Source organism: Rhodohalobacter sulfatireducens (genome assembly GCF_022012475.1).
Classification (GTDB): Bacteria; Bacteroidota; Rhodothermia; order Balneolales; family Balneolaceae; genus Rhodohalobacter; species Rhodohalobacter sulfatireducens.
On sequence record NZ_JAKLWS010000020.1, the window covers coordinates 1 to 19,005 of the forward strand.

Here is a 19,005-nt window from a genome sequence, read left to right on the forward strand (position 1 = left end):
CGAGTAGACGGCCGTGAGCAATAAGCCCACGGTGCGCCTCTCCCACCACCGTACATACGGGTCGCGTATACGGCGGTTTGCTACGTTGACCTGATCTGGTGATAGAGTTCCAACATAGCAATATAGCCCCGTTTCTTCAGTCCGGCCAAGGTGATGGTCGTTTTCAGGGTGGGGCTTTGTGCGACTCGCCAGCCTCCCATCCTGACAGCTGTCGGGACTCCATGCATAGCGTCTTAAGGATTTACTCCCGGGCGCATCAGGTTCTTCCGTTTGCATTCCGATTTCTTCTCCCGAGGCCTCCCGAACCAGATGCAGTAGGTCGTATGCTGAATGTGGCTGATCCGTTCTGCCCGTTTGCGTATGAAATGGTTTCGCAGTCGCATTCGATATCCGAATACGATTGGATAACAAAGCAACTCAACCTGGCACCGCCTTGCTTATTCGAATGATTCTGATAGATTGAGACATCACCCTTTATCAACTAAATTGACAACTGTGCCGGTTATTTTCGAAACTGTTTGAGAAAAAAAGTAAATAGATCCCTCATAAATCTGATTACTTAAACTCTCAACTAGAAGCTCAGTAAGCTTACTCAAAATTAGATCACAAACAAGTTACTATTTGGTTAGATTTAAGGAATAAAGCAGCTCCTGGAAATTACAACGTATACAATAAAGCCAAGTTCAATTAATGCTGTCAGTTGTAAAAGATTTTATCATAAGAAATAGCATAAAGCATTTGAGGCATAACGCCGGGCCGTAATTGAACTTTAAAATTTTTCAAACCTTTAGCTTTCTAAAAATGATTCATTGAAGTAAACTAAGGGTCTATTCCTATTTTAAGATGAATCGGCTTTATTCATGCTACTATTGAATTTTTAGTAGTAACATGAATAAAACTTGTTCAACTACAAAAATGATCAAAAAAGGCTGTAAGCATGAAAATCTTAGAACTGCTATTCATTATTTTGAGCTTTAGCCTTTTATCAGCATGTGGGGATAACAGCACGGGTGTAGATGATGGAGAAGAAGATGAAAAAAAGGAAGAAAAATACGAGGCCATTATTGAAGATTTTGATGGCCCCACATATTCTGATAATTATACACCGGTTGCTTCCTGGGGAAACCGAACACAATGGAACCTGGCAAATGTGCATGATCCAACTGTAGTAAAGGATGGTGAGTATTATTACATGTATCAAACAAACGCCTCCTATGGTAATGAGCATGAAGGGCACGGAAACTATCCCTATCGCCGATCCAAAGATTTAGTGAATTGGGAGTATTTAGGTGCAGCATTTCAGGATGTTCAGTCATGGGTAAAGGACTCTTTAAATAACATCAGAGCAGAAGTGGAACCGCCATTGTCACCAATTGAAAATCCCGACTACGGGTTTTGGGCGCCACACATTACAAAGGTTAATGATACATACAGGTTGTATTATAGTGTTGTAATCACGAATCCAATCGTCGGTTCGAATAGTAACAGATACTGGACAGAACGGGCCTTTATCGGACTTGCAGAATCAACGGATCTTTCTGGAAATCATTGGGAAGACAAAGGAATGGTGATCCATTCTGTAGCGGATCGCAAAGAAACCTACCAACGCGATGGGGATTCGGACTGGAGTGCTTATTTCAAGTATAACACGATCGACCCGTCATATGTGGCCACTCCGGAAGGGGAACATTGGCTGGTGTATGGTTCATGGCATTCGGGGATTGCTGCTGTACAACTTGATCCTGAAACCGGTAAAACCTTTGAACTGAATGATCTGGGAGACTATGGTGTACGAATAGCCGGACGCGGAGATGTACATTCCAACAGGTGGCAGGCTCTTGAAGCGCCCGAAATTATTTATAACGAGAACACCGGTTACTACTACCTGTTTTTGGCCTATGACGAGTTGTCGATAGCTTACAATACCCGTGTAGCGAGATCCAAAAATATCACCGGTCCGTATTATGGAATTGACGGGGGAAATGTGACGGATGGCGCAGAAGCATGGCCTGTTCTAACCCATCCATACAGGTTTAACGGTCACTAAGGATGGGTTGGAATTTCGCACTGCTCGGTTTTTCAGGACACGGAGACGGGTCAATGGTACTACTCCTCACAAGGGCGTTTACCTCCGGATGCAGGAGGGATCAATGCCTCAAATGCTGTAATGATGGGCCATATACGTGAAATTTACTGGACAGAAAGTGGATGGCCGGTTCTTGCCCCCGAACGCTATGCCGGTACTCCCGATATTACCATAACGAAAGAGGATATTGTGGGCACATGGGAGGAAATCACATTGAGATACGAATATCAAACCATGCAAACATCTTATACAGTTGTTTTCAACGAAGATCAAACAGTAGGTGGTTTTTTGAACGGCACATGGTCATTTGATGTGGATTCTCAAACACTAACCGTTAATGATACCGAATTGATTATAGACACCGCCTGGGACTGGGAAGCTTCACCACGGCGTGCAACCATAACCTATGCCGGCCTTACGGATTCCGGGCGGTCTGTTTGGGGTAAAAAGGTGAAATAATATGAGTATTCTAAATAGGAAAATTTCAAGGGCTGTGAATACATTCCTTGAGGGCTTTGCAAAACCCTTTTGGTCATTCTGAATTTTGCCCTGGGCATCCCAATGGGGGAATTCAGGATCTCCATTTTTGGGTTCTCAGCAGGATTTGGAGATTCCGGATCAAAGCCTGTCCCGACTACTGTCGGGGTCCGGAATGACGGAATCACGGGGTTTTGCAAAGCCTTCCCCTTTTCAAATCAATTATTCGATGCCATTTAATGTATATGCTGAGTTGTGACCGATACCCTCCAAGGCTTCACTGCCTTTGATAACCATTGTGCACCTTCATGCCGCATCTCTTTATTTGCACGATTTAGATAAAGACCGGTAGTATCTTTTGATCGTTCCACGACCAATTTGTATATACTCTGCTCGTTGGTACAGCAGCTTTTCTGTTTGATAATTTACTGCCGGGTGGGTGTCAATTGCATTAGAGAATAAAATAGTGCTGTTTAATAGAAAAGTGTAGATAACATTGTATCAACATCATTAAAATGACAGCTTACACTGAACGCTATCATTCCTTATTATAAAGATCAACAGTTGCAAAGTGGACCCCGAAGACTCAAGGCCGATTCAACCACTGACTATTAACTCCTCCCCTGAAATGAAACATATAGCCCTCAAAAAAACTGACCACCGCCCCTGGCCGCTTCCGGATAAACCCTGGAGATGGCGGCAATCATGGTGTGATCTTCTTTTTGCCCACTGGCCTATCCCCGCTGCTGACCTCAGACCATATGTACCGGAAACACTAAGCATCCAGGAGTTTGACGGGACTTCGTGGGTAGGAATTGTGCCCTTTCGAATGGAAGGTGTGATGCGCCGTCCATTTCCTGATTTGCCCTGGATTTCTGCGTTTCCGGAATTGAATGTACGTCTTTATGTAGAGTATGAAGAGAAACCGGGAGTTTGGTTTCTAAGTCTCGATGCAACGAATCCATTAGCGGTCTGGGCTGCTCGAAAATTTTTTTATCTGCCTTACTACAGAGCGCAGATGAGCCTTAAGAAACGCGGGAATATCTATAAGTATCATTCACAAAGAGAAGGTGAAAATGGGATTGAATTCGAAGCAACTTATCAGCCAGCCTCTGACACCTATGAAGCTAAAACAGGTTCATTGGAACACTGGTTAACGGAGCGCTACTGTCTGTATGCTCAAAATTCCAATGCAGATCTGTACAGGACAGAGGTGCATCATCTGCCCTGGCCTCTTCAAAAAGCAGAGGTTGAAATTATGACAAACAATATGCTTTCACCATTTGATATACAACTTCCGGATTCCCCTCCGTTGTTTCACTTTTCATCCCGCGTTGATGTCGTAATTTGGCCTCCTGAAAAATTAGAAACTTCAACGAATTGATAATCCTCCAGATCTGAAGTAAAACCGTTTAATCACAGGTCCACAAGTCTTTATATTACCCTTTAAATTATGTCGCAAATAGAGATCTTCATTACCAAAGAGACAGGCGATGATGATTGACTCAGAAAAAGAGATAAAAAACTTGTACAGCACTGCTATTATTTGCCATCACCAACGGTGTTTATTTAATCAAACCAACTAAGAAATGAAACATCTGAACACAGCTTTTGTAGTATTGGCAGCTCTGTTCTGGGGGTTATCCGGCGGAATCGGCGGGATACTCATTGAAAATGGCTGGGATGCATTCGTGGTTTCATTTTACCGGGGTGGAATTGGATTACTGTTTGTTTTCATTTGGCTTCTACTGCGTCCTCAAAGGAGTGGTTTGTCAAATTACCGTTTATGGTTTTGGTCGGCAATTGCGGGCTTGGGTGTGGCCGGCAACTTCGCATTCTATTTCATAAGTATTTCGGAAGGAGGAGTGGCTGTTGCGGCTTCGTTGATGTACACCGCACCTGTGTTCGTATACCTGGCCTCGTTCACACTAAAGCTGGAAAAATCTACTCCGCTTAAGTGGGCTGCTGTTATTCTCGTAATTATGGGTATTATTTTACTCACAGAGGTATATGATATCAATGCGAGCAGTTTGACTCCAATGGGTGTTCTTGCCGGGTTACTTGCAGGATTCTCGTATGCAGTATTTATCTTCGGTTTTAAGTTTGCAGCACCACACGGCAGTCCGCAGGCGATCCTGTCAATAGCGTTTACAGTGCTTGCCGCAATTCTTGTCTGGCCAAGTGACGGGAACCAGATCGTTGCAGTACTCAGTACGCAGGATTGGTTGCTTTTTGCAATATTAGGCGTCCTTGGAGCAGGACTATCTTTTATAATTTATATCATCGGGTTGAAGAACACCGCCCCCGCTGTGGCTTCTGTTGTAGCCATGGCAGAACCGGTTACTGCATCTCTGTTTGGTGTCTTTATTTTGAATGAAAACCTGGCCGGTTTTCAAATCCTCGGTGTGGGCCTGATATTGATCACAGTAACTACACTGAGCATTCAGTCGGGACCGATGTTGGTAGATTCACAATCTAAGTAGTACCGGTTGACAAAATCTCGGCATTTCCTTTTTGTTTGTGAGTACAGCCATTTGGGGTGTACCCAATCAGGGGCGCTGCTTTTAACAATCCTTTCGCATTCAATTACTTCCTTGAGGTGGATCTAATGATGCTTATTCTTCGTCCCGCGCCATAAAGTAGGATACACCACCTGTAATAAAGACCAAAATCCCCAACCACGGTGCCCAATTTGCAGCGTATGACGTTGAACCTATATCGGTCAAAAAGCTAAATAATATGATAAAAATCCCCGACAACAGTAGTACAATTCCTAATGGTTTCATAAGCTCTCCCCTTCCATTCGTTTAAACTATTTACTATAATTTAAGAACAATAAATACAATCTCATACCGGTAATAGTTTTAAAAAGATATCCCGGAGTATTCATTACAAATGAAACAGTATTTTCGCAATACTTTTAAATTTTTGTATTCGATTGTGTCTTGAGAGAATTGAAAAAAAATACAGACTTTTATGTTTTCTAATGCAATTATCCGAAAACCCGGAAAAAGTTTTGAAAATGGGCTGACCTCAGCGGATCTGGGGGCACCTGACCTTGAACTCGCACTCGTTCAACACCAATCGTACCAAAATGCACTTGCAGACTGTGGTTTAGATGTAACAGTATTACCAAAAGATGAAGATTTTCCGGATTCTACATTTGTTGAAGATACAGCTCTTTTGACGCCGGATTGTGCAGTTATTACAAATCCGGGTGCTCCATCCAGGAAAGGTGAAATAGTAAAGATCAGGGAAATAATCAGTGAGTTTTATTCAGAAATCATGGAGATAAAAGACCCCGGCAGGTTAGATGCCGGGGATATATTAACAGTTGGCAACCATCATTATATTGGACTCTCGAAGCGTTCGAACAGGGAGGGTGCAGATCAACTGATCCGTATTTTAAACCAATTTGGAATGACCGGTTCTGTCATTGAAATAGATAAGATTCTTCATCTAAAAACAGGAGTTTCCTACCTGCAAAACAACAACCTTGTTGTTTGTTCAGAATTGGAGCACAAATCAGAGTTTAATAATTTTCATAAAATCGTAGTTTCGGAAAAGGAGGCCTATGCTGCCAACTGTGTCTGGATCAACGAGTATGTACTTGTTCCCGCCGGTTATCCAACTACAACTCAAAAAATATCGGAGTTAGGATATCCGGTGATTGAACTTGAAATGTCTGAATTTCAAAAAATGGACGGTGGTTTGAGTTGTTTATCGCTACGCTTTTAAATATGAAACACCTAATCATTGTTTTAGAACTTTGGCATGACCTAATAAGTTGAATAACTAGTAGATATTTTTACCCTTTGATCCCACACCTATGTGGTATAAAAACGTAAGAGCACAAAATATTTTGATTCTTGCCCTCTCATTCATTGGTTTGATGGGCTCGGTATATGTTTTTAATCTGAATTGGGAATTAAGTACTAAGGAACGAAACCAAATTGAGGTAGAGGTCTTTTCCAGTTTGGTTGATTACCTGACTTATCACCCTAAAGTAGAGATCGATTATCTGTTTATTGGTACAACCGGTAAAGATCCTTCACCTGAAATTCTAAACAAATTTGAAGACCACATCTCCAATGTTGGACCAATCTCTTCCTCAAGAAAATCGTTTGGTTTTTCAGCCCCTGTTGTTCACAAAGAGGATGTTAATAAGCGTGGTATTCAAATCAACCTGGAAAGCCTGGAGAGAGAATCGAATGGAGATGTGAACGTACGAACGGTTATTTACCAAGACAGAGCTGCTTCAGCTACTTACGTTTTCACGCTTAGTAAATATGATGGAGTATACCGCGTGAACCATGTGAGTTTTCCTGACCGAGGAATTTTTTAAAAGTATAAAACGGCTCAATAATCGAAGGTAATTTAATCAGGAAAAAAGCTTGCTATCCCGCCTGATAGCGAATAAAGATACTGAATCTCTTCAGTACTCAACGCCCGGTCAAACAGAGCCAGTTCATCAAAATAGCCCGTATAGTTATATCCAAGCCAGATAGCTGAGGATTCTTTATCCCAAACCAGAGTTTGTTCTCTGCCACTCAGCGTATCATAATATTCTCCGTTGATATAACAGTCAACCTCTCCATTTTTTTCTCCCGTATTAAAATTTCGAAAAGAAAACGCTATGTGAACCCATTGTTCTCTGCTAAAAATCTTTTCTTCAACCTCTACCATCGGACGCTCTTCCATCGGAATCTCCTGCCAGTTACGAAGTTGCGGATCCCAGATCTCACGCTCAGCAAAGAAAGCGAATCGAAATGTTCGTGGAGTTTTCGTGGTAAAATCAACGTAAAGTGCACCGTCATTCCAGGCACTGTCCGTAAGTTGAATAGGATCTGAATAACCCTCCGTCAAATCTTCATCAGGGGAAAGTCTAAGCCAGAACGAAACCGTTCCCTCCCAATTCATTTCAGAATAGTTGATATTTTCCTTCCCCTGGTAGAAATAGACCGGCCTGTCAGCGTTTTCAATCCACAATGCATCTCCATGTCGCCCGTCACCTTTTTGGATTTGCAGATGATCTCCGCCTGAGTACAATTCCCGGCTCATTTCCCTCTCTTCCCAGCTTGGGGCAACATAAAAATGTGGATCACCTGCTGAGAGTTCAGCTTCAAAACCTTCATCAAATGAAGAAAAAAATGTTAATGATTGTTTTATTTGCAGATCCATTTCCCCACTCGATGATTGTGCACAAATTACCGTATTTCCAACGATCAGGGTGAGTAAACTCAGTGCAAATTTAACGTAATTCATAGTTTCAGTTTTGGTTAAAGAGTTCTAAATCATAACACAAAACAAAATACCATGCCAATTCTTGCTTGAAAGTTTCATAGTTTTAGCTGTCAAAAAAATAATCAACCATCAAAAAATGCTTCGTAAATACTTCGTCCGTAGTTCGTACCACTTTATCATATTTTCTTTGATTTTCTGCGTGAGCTTGTCCGCACAAGAATTGAAGGGAAACCAAAATTCTGAGTTCATAAATCTTTTTAACAGTGCAGATTTAGAAGACGGATGCTATCGAATTCCCGCCCTGATTACAGCATCAAATGGCGACTTAATTGCAGCCATTGACGAACGAGTTGAAAATTGTGGAGACTTGCGAAGCAATCGGGATATCAACATCGTCATTCGAACAAGCTCCGACAATGGAGAGACCTGGTCGGAGATCGAAACTGTGGTTGACTATCCTTTTGGACAATCCGCTTCCGATGCCTCCATGATACTCGATCGGCAAACCGATACCCTATGGATGTTCTATAACTATATGGATCTTGATAACGAGCAAGATATCTACTACCTGAAAGCTGTTTCAAGTAATGATAACGGCAAAACCTGGAGTGATCCTGTTGACCTCACCTCACAAATAACTAAACCGGAATGGCATGACGATTTTAAATTTATCACCTCCGGAAGAGGCATTCAATCGTCAGACGGAACCCTGTTGCACACTCTTGTGAACCTGGACGAGGGAGTATTCCTGTTTGGCAGTAAAGATCATGGACAAAATTGGTTTTTTATTGATTCGCCCATCAATCCCGCGGATGAATCCAAAGTAATAGAATTGAGTGATGGATCCTGGATGGTCAACAGCCGCGTGGCCAACATTGGCATGCGGTACGTTCACACATCTACAGACCATGGAGAGACATGGATAAGTAAACCGGATTCAACTCTTATCGATCCAGGGTCCAATGCCAGTTTGATCCGGTACACCACCCAAGAAGATCAAACTATACTGTTGTTTTCAAATTCAAAAAATCCGGATGAGCGTAAAAACATGACCATCCGCACCAGCCTCGATGAAGGAAAAACCTGGACTGAGGGTACAACTATCTATCCGGGCAGTGCAGCATACTCATCTATGACAATTTTGGAGAATGGAAATATTGGTCTCTTCTTCGAAAAAGATAATTATTCCGAAAACGTGTTTATAACCGTTTCGCTTGATTCACTGACGCCTGGGCAGTGAACATTTTGAATAGATCTGTTTTAAAAATATTTTCAACGGAAGGGATGTAATCATGAATATTATTGATATGAAAATCGTATGACGATCCGACATCAATTTCATCCATCAACGACACTACTTCTCCTTTCATGACCATTCTATTCTTTATTTTAGGATTAGTTTTTCTAATTGTCGGGGCCGAAATTTTAGTTAGTGGAGCTTCAAAAATTGCTGCCGGGCTTGGGATTACTCCTCTGATTATCGGACTTACGGTGGTAGCCTTCGGCACCAGTTCACCCGAGCTTGCTGTTAGCATCAAATCATCCATCGCCGGCCAGGCAGACATTGCACTTGGAAATGTATTAGGAAGCAATATCTTCAACATACTTTTTATCCTGGGACTCTCCTCCATCATTGCCCCTCTTTTTGTATCCAAACAGCTCATACGGTTTGATGTCCCCATTATGGTCCTGCTTTCAGTTGCGGTTTTATTGATCTCATTAGATCAAGTTATCAGCGGATTGGATGGTTGGTTCATGATCATTGGGCTTGTAGTATACCTCGGGACCCTGGCATATTTTAGTTTACGAAAGAAGAAACAGTCCACTTTAACAGAATCATTAGATGAGCCCGAAGAAGTAAAATGGGGTTTAAATATCATCTTTGTTACTGCCGGATTACTTATGTTAATTTTCGGATCAAGATGGCTGGTTAATAGCGCTGTGACCTTTGCCGAACAACTTGGAATCAGTGAACTGATTATAGGACTTACCATCGTTGCTGCAGGTACCTCAATGCCTGAAGTTGTAACCTCCATCATTGCCGCAATTCGGGGAGAACGTGACATAGCAGTAGGAAATGTTGTGGGAAGTAACATTTTTAACATCCTTGCAGTACTTGGTATCTCGAGTGTCCTGGCACCGGCTGGGCTACCGGTTTCTGAAGCGGCAATTGGCTTGGAAATCCCGCTGTTAATTGCTGTTTCAGTGGCCTGCCTGCCCATCTTTTTTACCGGAGGTACAATAGATCGATGGGAAGGGGCTCTTTTCCTGGGCTATTATATTGCTTACACACTGTATCTTATTCTGAATGCTGCACAACATGATCTCCTCCCGGCCTTCAATTATGTGATGTTTTATTTTGTCGTACCAATTACAGTCATTACAATTGGAGTAATTTTCTTCCAGGAGTTCAAAAAACCTACAGACCAAGCTTCACCCTAGCGATCTATTTTTTTTATACTACGGGCTCATTTTTAATTAAATAGATCGAATTCATGAAAAATCTCAGCAAAACTATTCTGATTTCGAGTGGTGCAATAAACGGAATTATCGGCTTTTTCATCACATTTTTGCCACAGGAAACGGGAAAATTTATTGGTACTACAGATATGAACAGTGCTGATCTGGCCCTCATGCAGGTTTTAGGCTCGGCTTTGATAGGAATTGCCATCATCAACTTTATGAGCCGTGGTTTAACAGTTGGCGGTATTTACGGGAAACCTATTCAATTGGGGAATCTTGTATTCCATCTTGCGACCGGGCTGGGATTACTGAAATATGTTTTTAGCTCGGAATCTTGGATTATCTTTGGAATCCCCGCTCTGTTGTACTTGGTTCTCACAGCCGGATTTATCAAACTGAATTTTACTTCGCCGGTTTGAGTAGTACGGATGCTTTTGCCTTCGTCGTATCAATGAAGCAAGAGTTTAAGAATTCATAAAAAGTGTTCAAATTTTCCAGAGTCTCTTTGTCTATTACGGCTCTGGCAAGTCGCGTTACATAGATCGGCTCGCCTTAACACTATATTCACCTCGTTAAACTTGCGTTGTATAAAGAGAAAATCTTTTCTAAAACCCTTCTTAAACGGGGAAAGTGAGCAGAGTGAGCTGGTGTATGACCTGTTGATTATAGATTGGTGCTTTGTATGCAAGTTTTTCAGTGAAACCCCAGTTCTTTTCATCCCCCATTGCCCCCTTCTCCCAAAGGGATCCCGATGGGGGAAAGGGGGACACTCCTCAACTAATATTTATCCTGGTTCAGGTTAGATTAATCTCGAAATCTGGAGAAAACAGAGAAGTAATACAAGATTATGATGTATTGGGCTTTTAAAAAATCAAATGACATTTTTGGAAGTCTGGTACTCTTTTCGCAGATTTTGTATGAATCCATACAAAAGGAGAACAATTCATGGAAGATACTGACAGAAAACCCGGAAATGCCGGTGTATCCTACGATCTCGAGCGTACGTTTAATCAGAGAGATAAGATTGAACCCCTTCGCGTACTGTCAGAAGATGACTGGTCGTTTTGGCAAAAGAACGGTTATCTGATTATTTCTGATGCAGTTCCAAAAGAGAATGTAAAAGCTGCAACTGATTTAATCTGGGAGTTTGAAGAAAAAGAACCCGGTGAACCCTCCAGTTGGTATCGCCCACCCCGGCGTGAGATTGAAATGACCGAATTAGTGAACAGTGGCATGGTGGAAGTGTACAATCACCAGGCTTTGTGGGATAATCGACAACACTCTAAAGTATATCATACATTTGTAGATATTTGGGGAACGGAGAAATTGTGGGTATCAATCGATCGTATGAATTTGAATTTTCCCGTCAGAGAAGGATATGAATTTGAGGGATTTATCCACTGGGATATTGATACTTCCAAGAACCCTCTGCCTGTGAATGTTCAAGGCGTGCTTGCACTTTCCGATACCGATGATGAAACCGGTGGTTTTCAATGCGTGCCCGAACTCTACCGCAATTTTGACGAATGGGTGAAAGATCAACCCGATGACCGTGATCCATTTCAACCAGATATCTCCGGGTTTGATATCAAAAAAGTAAATATGAATGCCGGTGACTTGTTGATATTCAACAGCATGTTACCTCACGGAATACGACCCAATCACTCTGACCGGCCCCGAATTGCACAATATCTTTCGATGACTCCTGCCGAAGAAGACAATGAAGCGTTGAGAGAATGGCGAATTAAATCCTGGCGCGATCGAATTGCACCCCAAGGATATGCGTTTCCCGGTGATCCAAGAAAATGGGAGCAAAAACATGCTAAAACAGCAGAATTGACGGATTTGGGTAAGAAATTACTTGGGTTAAAGGACTGGTGATACGCTAACCCAACAAACACTCTGCGGTCCTCAGCGCTCCCAGTGGTTTATTTGAACCGCGGGGTTCGCAGGGATATGCTGAGAAAAGTTGGCCTAAAAATTCTTTATCCGGATTGAAATTGACGGAATTATATCTTGATGATAGGTTAAGCTACCGTAACTCCGCAGACGCTTAATTCGACCTACCCTACTTTCACACACCACTCAACGCTTGACGAAACAAACATTCTGCGTTACTCAGCGCTCACAGCGGTTTATTTGAACCGCGGGGTACGCAAAGATGCGCTGAGAAAAGTTGGCCTGGAATTCTTTATCCGGATTGAAATTGACGGAATTATATCTTGATGATAGGTTAAGCTACCGGAACTCCGTAGACGCTTAATTCGACCTACCCTATTTCACACACCACTCAACGCTTGACAAAACAAACACTCTGCGTCCCCCAGCGTCCACAGCGGTTAAATTGCGGAGTTCGCAGGGATATGCTGAGAAATTTTGATCGTTCAATTCTCCATTCGGCTCCAATCTTCGATCTCTATATACTTGGTTTTACCGTCGGCAGTTGTAAACACAAGCCGATCCGTAAGTTCAACCCTATCTGAGGTTTGCTCTAAAACGGCAGAGCTTCGAATAATTCTTGCAAAAATAACAACTCCTGTTTCTGTTGTGTCAGTAATCTCAGCGGGAAATGATCTCATTTTTCGATAAACAACATGGGTCGGCTCTGCCCCTTCAGGCCAGCTTTCTGCAACCAACTCGAGATCCGTACCTCTCTCCGGTACACCCGATTGAGTTGCCGGGGCGTCTCTCCAGTGTATGTATTCAGCTTGAATGATGTGAATATCTTTATCGTTCATTAATTTTTCTCCTGATGAGCAAGCCATCAATAAAAGAAAAAATGATAGTATCGTAATAAATGTTGTCCTCATAAGTTTTACTTTTAAACGATAGACTATTTGTAATAGATAACGCTAAAAATACTACCAGATTTTAACGAATATTCTCATGAAAAAAAGATTTCATCTATTTACCACCCTGTTAGTCATTGCCCTAATCTTCTGGGGATGCGATGACAACTCCACCGGATCAAATGTGGAAGAAGCACCTTCCCAAAGACAATTTGTTTGGGAGGCGTTGAATTATTGGTATTTCTGGCAGGCCGATGTCCCGAAACTGGCCGATAACAAAGATTTTTTCGACGGCGAACAAGCCTACCACGATTATTTGATGGATTTCCAGGATGCTGAGGGCGTCTTTGAAGACCTTTTATTTACCCCGGAAAATTTCGGCCAGGGCATTGGCGAAGATGATTTCTCATTTTTTATAGATGATTATGAAGAGTTCCTTCAGTCAAGGCAAGGTATTTCTCAAGATTTTGGGTTTGAATATGGCCTTGTTCAACTTGATAGAAATAGCAGCGACATATTTGGATACGTACAATATGTTTTGGAAGATACTCCAGCAGATGAGGCCGGTTTAACACGCGGTAATATCTTTACGGGTATCAACGGCACAGCCTTAACAGTGAATAACTTCCGATCTCTACTCGCAAACAATCCAATTGAACTTAACTTAGCTGAGTCTATAGGTGGTGAAATCACGGAAACGGGCGAAACGGTGACTGTAAATGCCACTCAAATCCAGGAAAACCCGATCTATCTGTCGAAAGTGATTGACACAGGAACTTCTAAAGTTGGGTATTTGCTCTACAACTCTTTTCAAACAAACTCTCACCAAGATCTAAATGATGTTTTTGGGAATTTTATGTCTGAAGGAATTGATGAACTCGTTTTAGATCTTCGATATAATGGCGGGGGTGCAGTAATCACAAGCGCCACACTTTCCAGCATGATTTCCGGACTTGGAGAATCAGAAACTTTTGCCGAGTACACGTTTAATGAAAAACGATCTCAGCAAGGCACGAAAGTTCCGTTCCAGGATGATTTGAGGATATATAACGAAGCCGGTGAAGAAACTGATCAAATCACTATGAATAAACTTTCCTCATTGGACAGGTTATTTGTTCTAACAGGATTTAGTACGGCCTCTGCAAGCGAATCTGTAATTAATGGTTTGATGCCATTTATGGAGGTAGCCTATATCGGCCGCCAAACCGTTGGAAAAGATGATGCTTCCCTGACACTCTATGACGCTCCGGCTCCTTACACCGACAGAGAACAAGCAAATCCATCTCATGAATATGCCATTCAACCTATTATTCTGAAAATTAGAAATACAAACGGGCAATCGAATGGCGAAGGTTTTCTCCCTGAAGGTGATAATTTTATAAGAGAACTCGATTATTTAGATAACCTTCCTCCGCTTGGAGATGTAAACGACCCTCTTCTCGCGAGAGCATTGGAACTGATCTCCGGAGAACCTGTAGCGAAACAACTCGCCGCCCCAGTACCCTATAGGGGAGATATCTTCAAAGATAGTCGAGACCTGGAACAGTTCGGTAAAGATATGTACATCCTTCCGGGAGAAGCAAAAGATCTTGGGTTGACTCCCAGCCAATAAAAGTAGTAGAAACATGGGCTTCAAGCATATATTTTAGAAATTTTGGGCCATTTTATTCCTGTTTTTTGTAATATGGAATTACGGAGTCGTTCTAATTGCAATCAAATGAGAGGGAATAGAACATGCCGAGACCAAAAACAAAGGAGCAGCTTTTTAAACTCAGCCGGGGGAATTACAAGAAGCTGATTGATCTGATCGACTCTTTACCGGTTGAAGAGCAGCGAGCTGATTTTCCGGAAGGCACGATGAATCGCAACATCAGTGATGTGCTTGCCCACCTGCATCACTGGCACCTGATGTTCCTGGATTGGTATTATGTGGGAATGAAAGATGAAAAACCGGAGATGCCCGCATCAGGGTATTCATGGAAATCACTTCCAGATCTCAATAAGAAGATTTGGGAAGATTACAAGGATATGGAGTTGGATGATGCTCGAAAATTACTGAGAGAATCATTTGACGAGGTTCAAAAAATCATTCAACGCCACACCGAAAAAGAACTTTTTGAGAAAAAAAGATACCGCTGGACCGGTTCCACGTCATTAGGTGCATACCTTGTGTCAGCCACATCCAGCCATTACGACTGGGCATATAAACTGATCAAAAAAGCCACTAAGTCTTCACCATTTGTGACATAATTTCTTAGTATAACGACTTCTGTTCGATGTAAAAACTTTGAGAATCATCAGTTTGTGCGCAACTCTTATGAGAAATAGAATTCTCAATACTGGCGCAAGTTTGTAACTTGTACCATTTACAATCACTTCTTTAGCGCAGGCGGGCTTGTCCTCCGTAGCCTTGGCGCAGGCGGACTTGTCCTCCGTAGCCTTAGCGCAGGCGGACTCAATGTGACGTATTCAATCTATTTAATTCATCATTGTATCGAACTGACGTAAATATAGATCCAAGGAATCACCTCCCTACTCAAAAAGGATTCTCCTTAAACCCGGAACGACAGCCACCACAACACCATTTTCTCCCTGGTCCAGGAACCTAAGTGTCTCCTCAGCTTTCTGATGATCGTACTCAAAGCTTCCATCCTGAAGCTTATTTCTTACAATATTTGAAATCTCTGCCAATTGTTCTGAAAGCTTTTCAACATCCTGCAATTTTTCTGAATCCTCAAAGTGTGGATCAAGTTGCTCGAGGATGATTGCCCAGGATTCGAGGTGTGAAAGTATCTGTTCTTTTTTTTCTTCTGACGGCTCCTCAATAAAACTGTTCACCAGGTTGTTAAATTCTCTCGCTTTCATACTCTCCGGGTATGCTGCATCTGCAATATTGCGGAGCTCTAAGTCCGGCAAGTACACTTCATCAAATTCCATCAAAAATTGAAGCCTGTTGTAGTATTTTGCCTCTTCTAAAATAGATACGAGTTCTTTCAAAGGTTCGTAAGCATCATCCCCAATCTCTTTCAGAATGGGGATTCGGTATGATCTGTGCTTCAAACCCAAATCCTCTAACTGCCCAGATACAAATTCGAGCCGCCTGTACATATCTTCAACATCTGCAGTCAACTCCCGGGGTGACCAGAGTTTCTCAGCTATTGCCGCAGTTCTGGGCCATATTCTGGAGTCGATTGTTTCGGCAGATACCACCTCGGTCCACATAGCTGCCTCACCCCCTAATATCCTGCCCTTCTCTGCTTCAGTCAGCGGCTCCATAACTTCTACCTGCGGCATCTCGGTTCCCGGCATTTCATGGCCACCTGAAAGATGTCCGTTTGCAGAAAAACTCAACGGACCCAACGAAATCGATCCGTCTAATGAATCATCAATTAACTCGGCATTAAAAGACAGGTTGCCAATATTCCCGGCTTCAAATTCAAATGAAAGTTCATTTCCATTAATGGACCCCCCGGTGAAGCCGGATCTCTGATCAAACATGGCAAAAAAACCGTAGACATCCTCCGGGTTTCGATCAAACAATACCATCTTCGTTTCAGTCTGATTACCCGGAACATCCAGTGCTACATCATACATTTTCCAGTGAGATGTATCCGGTTCAATCTCTACGGCGCCGGGTAAAACGTGCGGATCGACAGCGTAATGAGTGCCTGCATGAAGTTTGTGATCGAGATAAAGCCCGGCTGAAAGAATTCCATAGTAACCCGATTGAACCGCTTCAAATAAAGATTTCTGATTAATCCAGGACTGAACCACAACATTCTCCGGCAGATCTGGTGAAAGAATCTCCTCCCAACCGACCATTTTCTTCCCATGATCAGCTAAAATTCGGTTGATTCTCTTGTTGAAGTAGAGTTGAAGCTCGTGGGCTGTCTCAAGGTCATTCTCTTCCATAAACGCCCGGATGCGATCACTCTCTTCCCAGTATTTGGGATTCACCTCGTCACCGCCGATGTGCATATATGGATCGGGAAACAGGCTTGCCATCTGCGCAAAAAATGCATCCAAAAATTCGTAAGTATCTTCGCTGGTTGGATCCATCGGAACAGAGAATATCTCATCTCCTTGTTTCCTGCCGAAGGTAAATTCCTTTTCAACCGAGGCATACTGTGGATAAGCAATCAGCCAGCTTTTAGTATGTCCAGGCACATCGAACTCAGGAATAATTCGAATTCCACGATCTGCCGCATACTGAATGATATCCTTTATATCCTCCTGCGTAAAATATTTTCCATTGCTTCCTACTTCATGAAGTCTCGGAAACGTTTTGGACTCGACACGAAATCCCTGGTCGTCTGACAGATGCAGATGAAGTACATTCATTTTCAAAGCGGCCATCGCATCCAGGTTTCGAAGAATGACCTCTTTCGGTATCCAGTGCCGGCTCACATCAATCATCAAGCCCCGCCAGGAAAATCTCGGTTGGTCCTCAAGTGTAAGTGTTGGAATGGATGAACCCTCAACCAATTGAAGCATTGTTTCCAGTCCATGAATGGCTCCATAGTCTGAATTGGAATGAAGCTCCATTCCCGATTCGGTCACACTTAGTTCATAGAATTCTTCTTCCTCTCCAACAGGAATCGGGTTACCGACGCTTTCATTGATGATTGTCATTTTCGCAGGTTGAATCCCCTCACTAAAATTGATCCCTGATTTTCGAGCTAATTTTGCTTTGAATCGATCAATCGCCCGGCTTAGTTTCTCACTCGATTCCCCCTGAACCGAAACGCTAAAATCCTGTTCGATCTGAAACCGTCCGCCTGTAAATTCCATTTTGGCGGGCAGAGGCATCACATTCAGATACTTTCGGTCTTCCTGAGAGATAAGCGGCGGTTCATAGATTACAAAACGGTAGTATCCATATCCTCCAATGAGCAAAATCACAAACAAGAAAAGTAGACCCAACAATACTTTTTTTAACATATTCTCCCGGATGGTTCTCTTCGTTCAATTCTAAATATTTTGTAATCAGATGATATTGTAAAATAGAAAAATCTCAAGATGATGTTCGTTCAATTATTACCCTTCTGCACCTAAAAAATGTAAAATCTATCTATAATACTCATATCTTTATAGATAGAAGGATTTTGGGGAGGCCAAAAAAAATCAGGGAGAACTTCTATGAAAAATAATATCACCAAAGAGGGGAAAGTAGTTGTTGTTATCACCGGGGCGAACAATGGCATCGGATATTACCTGGCTAAATCACTTTTGGAAGAAGGTTATTATGTGGCGGGATTAGACTTGGAATGTGAACATCTGAAGGATTTGCAGAAATCATTTCATGATACACTTTTGGTTTGTCAAACGGATGTTACCCGGGATGAAGATATCCAGCGGGCGATTCAGTCCACTCTTCAAAAATGGAATAAAATCGATATTCTTGTAAATAATGCCTGCCTGGCCCTGTTTTCTCCTTTTGATGAGAAGTCCCTCCAAGAGTTCTACAAAGAGTTTGAAGTCAATTATTTCGGCTACGTTCGCATGATCCGTTTAGTATTACCTGCGATGAAGGAAAGAGGTCGTGGTACAATTCACAATGTCGGTTCCGGAGTGGGAATTACCGGTTTTAACGGACTCACAGGATATTCATCGTCTAAAGGTGCGATTGAAGCCTTATCAAAAACACTGGCGTATGAACTTGAAAAATATGGAATCACCGTCCATACCATACATCCACCTTTAACAAACACAAAATCCGCTTCTCCTCTCGGTATCCCGGTTGATGCGATGGAAGATCCGGAGAAGATCGGACGGCAGATTGCCTGCAAGATTCAATCTAAAAAGAGAATAATCACCCCGAATATTCTAACAGCATTCTACCTTTTCTTAGCCCGGCGGTTCCCGGATGCCATCGGCAGATTGATGGGAAAAATGACTGAGAATAAACGAATTTAACATTAACTCTGATAGTGGAATTAGATTCAA

The 19,005-nt window shown here is 42.4% G+C and carries 17 protein-coding genes; 13 read left to right on the top strand and 4 right to left on the bottom strand.

Annotation, left to right across the window (positions count from 1 at the left end; genetic code table 11):
- Nucleotides 1–937 precede the first annotated feature (937 nt).
- From L6773_RS14035 to L6773_RS14050, 4 genes are all read left to right on the top strand, one after another.
- Nucleotides 938–2,047, top strand: a complete 1,110-nt coding sequence (locus L6773_RS14035) for an arabinan endo-1,5-alpha-L-arabinosidase (RefSeq protein ID WP_237855068.1) — start codon at nucleotides 938–940, stop codon at nucleotides 2,045–2,047.
- Nucleotides 2,048–2,167: 120 nt separating this feature from the next.
- Nucleotides 2,168–2,545, top strand: a complete 378-nt coding sequence (locus tag L6773_RS14040) for a lipocalin-like domain-containing protein (protein WP_237855069.1) — start codon at nucleotides 2,168–2,170, stop codon at nucleotides 2,543–2,545.
- 589 nt (nucleotides 2,546–3,134) lie between these two features.
- Entirely contained in the window at nucleotides 3,135–3,947 is an 813-nt protein-coding gene (locus L6773_RS14045; RefSeq protein ID WP_237855070.1) for a YqjF family protein, read from the top strand.
- Nucleotides 3,948–4,152: 205 nt separating this feature from the next.
- Nucleotides 4,153–5,046: a DMT family transporter gene (locus tag L6773_RS14050; RefSeq protein ID WP_237855071.1), complete on the top strand. Its 894-nt coding sequence runs from the start codon at nucleotides 4,153–4,155 to the stop codon at nucleotides 5,044–5,046.
- A gap of 132 nt (nucleotides 5,047–5,178) precedes the next feature.
- Here the strand turns inward: L6773_RS14050 and L6773_RS14055 are convergent, their stop codons facing one another.
- Nucleotides 5,179–5,349: a hypothetical protein gene (locus tag L6773_RS14055; protein ID WP_237855072.1), complete on the bottom strand. Its 171-nt coding sequence runs from the start codon at nucleotides 5,347–5,349 to the stop codon at nucleotides 5,179–5,181.
- Between the two features lie 190 nt (nucleotides 5,350–5,539).
- Here L6773_RS14055 and L6773_RS14060 point away from each other — a divergent pair, with 190 nt between their 5' ends.
- Both L6773_RS14060 and L6773_RS14065 read left to right on the top strand, forming a co-directional pair.
- Nucleotides 5,540–6,301 (top strand): dimethylarginine dimethylaminohydrolase family protein, encoded by a 762-nt coding sequence (locus L6773_RS14060; protein WP_237855073.1) that lies wholly within the window; start codon nucleotides 5,540–5,542, stop codon nucleotides 6,299–6,301.
- A 91-nt stretch (nucleotides 6,302–6,392) separates the two neighbouring features.
- A complete protein-coding gene (locus L6773_RS14065; RefSeq protein WP_237855074.1) occupies nucleotides 6,393–6,908 on the top strand; it encodes a hypothetical protein in 516 nt (171 codons plus the stop codon).
- A gap of 32 nt (nucleotides 6,909–6,940) precedes the next feature.
- On the opposite strand, the gene L6773_RS14070 is transcribed toward L6773_RS14065, so the two are convergent.
- Nucleotides 6,941–7,828, bottom strand: coding sequence for a LamG-like jellyroll fold domain-containing protein (locus L6773_RS14070; RefSeq protein WP_237855075.1), 888 nt, complete (start codon nucleotides 7,826–7,828; stop codon nucleotides 6,941–6,943).
- A 184-nt stretch (nucleotides 7,829–8,012) separates the two neighbouring features.
- On the opposite strand from L6773_RS14070, the gene L6773_RS14075 reads away from it, so the two are divergent.
- From L6773_RS14075 to L6773_RS14090, 4 genes are all read left to right on the top strand, one after another.
- Nucleotides 8,013–9,047, top strand: coding sequence for a sialidase family protein (locus tag L6773_RS14075; protein ID WP_237855076.1), 1,035 nt, complete (start codon nucleotides 8,013–8,015; stop codon nucleotides 9,045–9,047).
- Between the two features lie 128 nt (nucleotides 9,048–9,175).
- Nucleotides 9,176–10,249, top strand: a complete 1,074-nt coding sequence (locus L6773_RS14080; protein WP_237855077.1) for a calcium/sodium antiporter — start codon at nucleotides 9,176–9,178, stop codon at nucleotides 10,247–10,249.
- A gap of 53 nt (nucleotides 10,250–10,302) precedes the next feature.
- Nucleotides 10,303–10,689, top strand: a complete 387-nt coding sequence (locus L6773_RS14085) for a hypothetical protein (RefSeq protein ID WP_237855078.1) — start codon at nucleotides 10,303–10,305, stop codon at nucleotides 10,687–10,689.
- Nucleotides 10,690–11,215: 526 nt separating this feature from the next.
- Complete coding sequence (locus L6773_RS14090; RefSeq protein ID WP_237855079.1) at nucleotides 11,216–12,151, top strand: phytanoyl-CoA dioxygenase family protein; 936 nt, start codon at nucleotides 11,216–11,218, stop codon at nucleotides 12,149–12,151.
- A 503-nt stretch (nucleotides 12,152–12,654) separates the two neighbouring features.
- On the opposite strand, the gene L6773_RS14095 is transcribed toward L6773_RS14090, so the two are convergent.
- Complete coding sequence (locus L6773_RS14095; RefSeq protein ID WP_237855080.1) at nucleotides 12,655–13,008, bottom strand: hypothetical protein; 354 nt, start codon at nucleotides 13,006–13,008, stop codon at nucleotides 12,655–12,657.
- Nucleotides 13,009–13,156: 148 nt separating this feature from the next.
- Between L6773_RS14095 and L6773_RS14100 the strand changes: the two genes are divergently transcribed.
- Nucleotides 13,157–14,671, top strand: a complete 1,515-nt coding sequence (locus L6773_RS14100; RefSeq protein ID WP_237855081.1) for a GFO_1087 family putative carboxy terminal peptidase — start codon at nucleotides 13,157–13,159, stop codon at nucleotides 14,669–14,671.
- 122 nt (nucleotides 14,672–14,793) lie between these two features.
- Complete coding sequence (locus tag L6773_RS14105; protein WP_237855082.1) at nucleotides 14,794–15,309, top strand: ClbS/DfsB family four-helix bundle protein; 516 nt, start codon at nucleotides 14,794–14,796, stop codon at nucleotides 15,307–15,309.
- A gap of 282 nt (nucleotides 15,310–15,591) precedes the next feature.
- Here the strand turns inward: L6773_RS14105 and L6773_RS14110 are convergent, their stop codons facing one another.
- On the bottom strand, nucleotides 15,592–18,000 hold the full coding sequence (locus tag L6773_RS14110) for a beta-N-acetylhexosaminidase (protein ID WP_237855083.1): 2,409 nt from the start codon (nucleotides 17,998–18,000) through the stop codon (nucleotides 15,592–15,594).
- 198 nt (nucleotides 18,001–18,198) lie between these two features.
- On the opposite strand from L6773_RS14110, the gene L6773_RS14115 reads away from it, so the two are divergent.
- Nucleotides 18,199–18,975, top strand: a complete 777-nt coding sequence (locus tag L6773_RS14115; protein ID WP_237855084.1) for an SDR family NAD(P)-dependent oxidoreductase — start codon at nucleotides 18,199–18,201, stop codon at nucleotides 18,973–18,975.
- The last annotated feature ends 30 nt before the right edge of the window (nucleotides 18,976–19,005 follow it).